Raw genomic sequence first — 2,948 nt, 5'->3', positions numbered from 1 at the left:
CGGAGGGCCGGCCTCCTACAGGGCGGGATGGGGTCGTAGGAGGCCAGCCCTCTGGCCGATCGGGGCCAGAAGACGCACCGGGCAGATCGGCCAGGGGGCTGGCCTCCTACGGGTCCGGGGTGGGGTGGTGTTCCTTCAACCATTCCTTCAGGGCCGCGTCCATGCGCGTCTGCCAGCCTTTTCCGGTTGCGCGGAACGCGTCCACCACCTCCGGTGACAGGCGGATCGTGATTCGTTCCTTGGTCACTTCGGACCGTGGGCGACCGACCGGACGAAGGTTCGCGAACTCCTGTTCATCGGGCTCATGGGTATCCGGATCCGCGGCGATGCCCTCGTTGACCCGGGTTTCCTCGTCGGCATCGTTCAGCGCGACCCGGCGGCCGTCACGTAGCGTCATAAATTTGGGCATAGCGAAGGATCTCTCGGTTGTTGGCCTTGCGCAGGCTGATAATGCGGCGAGCGGATCCCCGGTCCGTGAAGACGACGCAGTACAGCCGCTCTTCCCGGAGGGCGTATCCCGTCATCCGGCATTCGCCGTAATCGGCCCTGCGGTCCTCCATCGCCAGCAGCGTGTCCCAGTCGAGATGCGCGGCGTCGGCCAGGGAGACACCGTGTTTGGCCAGGTTCGCGGCGTCCTTGTCCGCATCAAATTCGATCTCCATTTGAATATTGTATGTACAAAAACCATGTGCCGCCAGCGCCACCCGGCGCCGGGGCTGGTCGGCCGGAGGGCCGGCCTCCCACAGGGCGGGATGGGGTCGTAGGAGGCCAGCCCCTGGCCGATTCGGGCCTGGAGATTGCCCGGACGCACAATCGGCCGGAGGGCCGGCCTCCTACGCGGCCGGGTGCAACCGTAGGAGGCCAGCCCCCTGGCCGATCGGGCGCCGGAGACACCCCGGACGCCGAATCGGCCGGAGGGCCGGCCTCCTGCGCGGCCGGGTGCAATCGTAGGAGGCCAGCCCTCTGGCCGATCGGGCGCGGGATGTCGGGCGCCTGCGATTGGCCGTGGTTCGTTGCGCCTTGCTGTGCCATATTGGAGCTGTATGTGGCAGAGGATGAGAGCCGTGGCACAAAACGAAAACGAGGTGCAGGTTGGCGCACAAGGCAGGGTGGTGATCCCGGCGGCACTGCGCAATACCCTCAAACTGCGCCCGGGCGACCGCCTGGTCGCGCGTCTGGTTGGGGAGAGCCTGGTGCTGGAACGGCGTGAGATCGTCGAGCAACGGCTCCGTGATCGATTCAGGCACATCCCGCAGGACGTCAGCCTTGCGGACGAACTCATTGACGATCGGCGGCGCGAAGCCGGGCATGAACATGGTGAACCATGACCACCGTGCTGGATGCTTCCGCCCTGCTGGCCTTTTTGCATGACGAGCCGGGCGGAGACAGTGTGGCGCGTGCCCTCGACGGCGGCTGCGTGTCCACCGTGAACTGGTCGGAGGTTGTCCAGAAATCCCTGCAGCGCGGGGTGGACGTCCGGGGCATGCAGCAGGAGTTCATGGATGTCGGGCTGGTGTTCGAGCCATTCACGCCGCAACAGGCCGAGCTGGCCGCACAGCTCTGGGAGTCCTCCCGCCGACATGGCCTGTCAATGCCCGACCGTGCCTGCCTCGCGCTGGCCAGAGACAAGGCCCTCCCGGTCCTGACCGCCGATCGGGCATGGGAGCAGCTTGACCTGGACATCGAGGTTCGCTCGCTGCGTTAACCCGGCCAGCCGCTCGTGTCCGGGGCCTGGCCGACGGGGTAAGACCGGCACCGGGCGGATCGGCCGGAGGGCCGGCCTCCTACCGGTCGGGTGCAACCGTAGGAGGCCAGCCCCTGGCCGATTCGGGCCTGGAGATTGCCCGGACGCACAATCGGCCGGAGGGCCGGCCTCCTACCTTTCCAGGATCTCCATGGCACGTTTGGGGTCGTCCAGGCAACGGTAGAATTCCTGTGGCTTCAATCCCGTCTGGTCGATCATCGCGCGCAGGATGCCTTTCGCAAATGGCTGATTGTGTTCACTGACCAGGACCACGCGTTTCGCGCCGCGAAACTCGGGATGCACCCACTTCTCATGTGCGCCCTTTCCCTGTTTTTTGTTCACCTCAAAACCGAGGTGTCGAAGCACGCGGGTGAATTCACGATGGCTTACCTGCCGTTTGTTGGCGCCGAATCCCATGGCACATGGAGCGGTGGGTCACGCGACGGCGCTCGGGATATCGGCATCCTCTTCGAAGCGTTGTCGATCGCGCGGCCCCTGGCCGTTGTGTCGCAACCAATCCATGAGCCGTACCCAGTGAAATTTCAGAAAAACTCCGGGTCGTGCCTTGCGCCGGAGAAGCTGCTTCGCTTCTTCAAGATTACCGGCCTCGGCGGACGCGGCCACCTCTTCCAGGTGGTTCTGGATCATGGCGTGGAGCTGTTCGCGTACGTCCTCCAGCGAATCCCCTTGAGCAGCAATCGCAAACTCGAGGGAATATCCCGCATACAGGTTGTCAGCCCGCCGCTCCAGCAGGCAGCGAACATGAATACGCTTCTGTTCCATGGTTATCGGCGCTCCCTGTCCCCGATTCAAGGTCAAAATGCTACGCCTCCGCAACGGGGCTGTCACCACGGCATTGCCTTCCCCGACCCGTAGGAGGCCAGCCCCCTGGCCGATCCGGCGCTGGGGTATGATGCCGACATGGACGATACCGTGATCCAGCCCGTGATCCTCGCCGGCGGTTCCGGGACGCGCCTGTGGCCGCTCTCGCGCGAGGCGCATCCCAAGCAGTTCCTGGCCCTGCCGCATGCCGATGGCCCGACGCTCCTGCAGCAGACACTCGCCCGCGTAACCAGTGCTTACCCCGGTTCGACCACCCCCCGCGGGAGGCCGGCCCTCCGGCCGACCAGCTCCGGCGCCCGATCGGCCGGAGGGCCGGCCTCCTACCGGGCAGGGTTTGGTTGTAGGAGGCCAGCCCCCTGGC

Annotated in this window: 7 protein-coding genes; 3 read left to right on the top strand and 4 right to left on the bottom strand. The window is 65.8% G+C overall.

Features of this window, described 5'->3' with window-relative positions; genetic code table 11:
- Positions 1–106 precede the first annotated feature (106 nt).
- Complete coding sequence (locus tag B1A74_RS07890; protein WP_051080621.1) at positions 107–409, bottom strand: BrnA antitoxin family protein; 303 nt, start codon at positions 407–409, stop codon at positions 107–109.
- A complete protein-coding gene (locus B1A74_RS07885; RefSeq protein WP_077244300.1) occupies positions 384–662 on the bottom strand; it encodes a BrnT family toxin in 279 nt (92 codons plus the stop codon). The genes B1A74_RS07890 and B1A74_RS07885 overlap by 26 nt, the downstream gene beginning before the upstream one ends.
- 402 nt (positions 663–1,064) lie before the next feature.
- On the opposite strand from B1A74_RS07885, the gene B1A74_RS07880 reads away from it, so the two are divergent.
- Together B1A74_RS07880 and B1A74_RS07875 are read left to right on the top strand one after the other, a co-directional pair.
- The gene (locus B1A74_RS07880; RefSeq protein ID WP_077244299.1) at positions 1,065–1,328 is read left to right on the top strand and encodes an AbrB/MazE/SpoVT family DNA-binding domain-containing protein; all 264 of its coding nucleotides are present in this window, start codon (positions 1,065–1,067) and stop codon (positions 1,326–1,328) included.
- Positions 1,325–1,705, top strand: a complete 381-nt coding sequence (locus B1A74_RS07875) for a PIN domain-containing protein (RefSeq protein ID WP_077244298.1) — start codon at positions 1,325–1,327, stop codon at positions 1,703–1,705. The genes B1A74_RS07880 and B1A74_RS07875 overlap by 4 nt, the downstream gene beginning before the upstream one ends.
- A 171-nt stretch (positions 1,706–1,876) precedes the next feature.
- Here B1A74_RS07875 and B1A74_RS07870 read toward each other — a convergent pair whose 3' ends face one another.
- Together B1A74_RS07870 and B1A74_RS07865 are read right to left on the bottom strand one after the other, a co-directional pair.
- Complete coding sequence (locus tag B1A74_RS07870; RefSeq protein WP_077244297.1) at positions 1,877–2,161, bottom strand: type II toxin-antitoxin system HicA family toxin; 285 nt, start codon at positions 2,159–2,161, stop codon at positions 1,877–1,879.
- Positions 2,162–2,179: 18 nt separating this feature from the next.
- Entirely contained in the window at positions 2,180–2,527 is a 348-nt protein-coding gene (locus B1A74_RS07865) for a hypothetical protein (RefSeq protein WP_077244296.1), read from the bottom strand.
- A 138-nt stretch (positions 2,528–2,665) separates the two neighbouring features.
- On the opposite strand from B1A74_RS07865, the gene B1A74_RS14385 reads away from it, so the two are divergent.
- A partial coding sequence (locus B1A74_RS14385) for a sugar phosphate nucleotidyltransferase (protein WP_244269197.1) occupies positions 2,666–2,948 on the top strand: 283 nt, incomplete at its 3' end.

The sequence above is a fragment of the Thioalkalivibrio halophilus genome, assembly GCF_001995255.1.
In the GTDB taxonomy this organism is placed as follows: domain Bacteria; phylum Pseudomonadota; class Gammaproteobacteria; order Ectothiorhodospirales; family Ectothiorhodospiraceae; genus Thioalkalivibrio; species Thioalkalivibrio halophilus.
The sequence above is the reverse complement of the archived record's forward strand: the minus strand, read 5'-3'. Positions and strand labels throughout refer to the sequence as shown.

Bases quoted from the DNA above. Each gene is read 5' to 3' on its own strand.
- B1A74_RS07890 (WP_051080621.1), bottom strand. From the start codon at position 409: ATGCCCAAATTTATGACGCTACGTGACGGCCGCCGGGTCGCGCTGAAC.
- B1A74_RS07885 (WP_077244300.1), bottom strand. From the start codon at position 662: ATGGAGATCGAATTTGATGCGGACAAGGACGCCGCGAACCTGGCCAAA.
- B1A74_RS07875 (WP_077244298.1), top strand. From the start codon at position 1,325: ATGACCACCGTGCTGGATGCTTCCGCCCTGCTGGCCTTTTTGCATGAC.
- B1A74_RS07870 (WP_077244297.1), bottom strand. From the start codon at position 2,161: ATGGGATTCGGCGCCAACAAACGGCAGGTAAGCCATCGTGAATTCACC.
- B1A74_RS07865 (WP_077244296.1), bottom strand. From the start codon at position 2,527: ATGGAACAGAAGCGTATTCATGTTCGCTGCCTGCTGGAGCGGCGGGCT.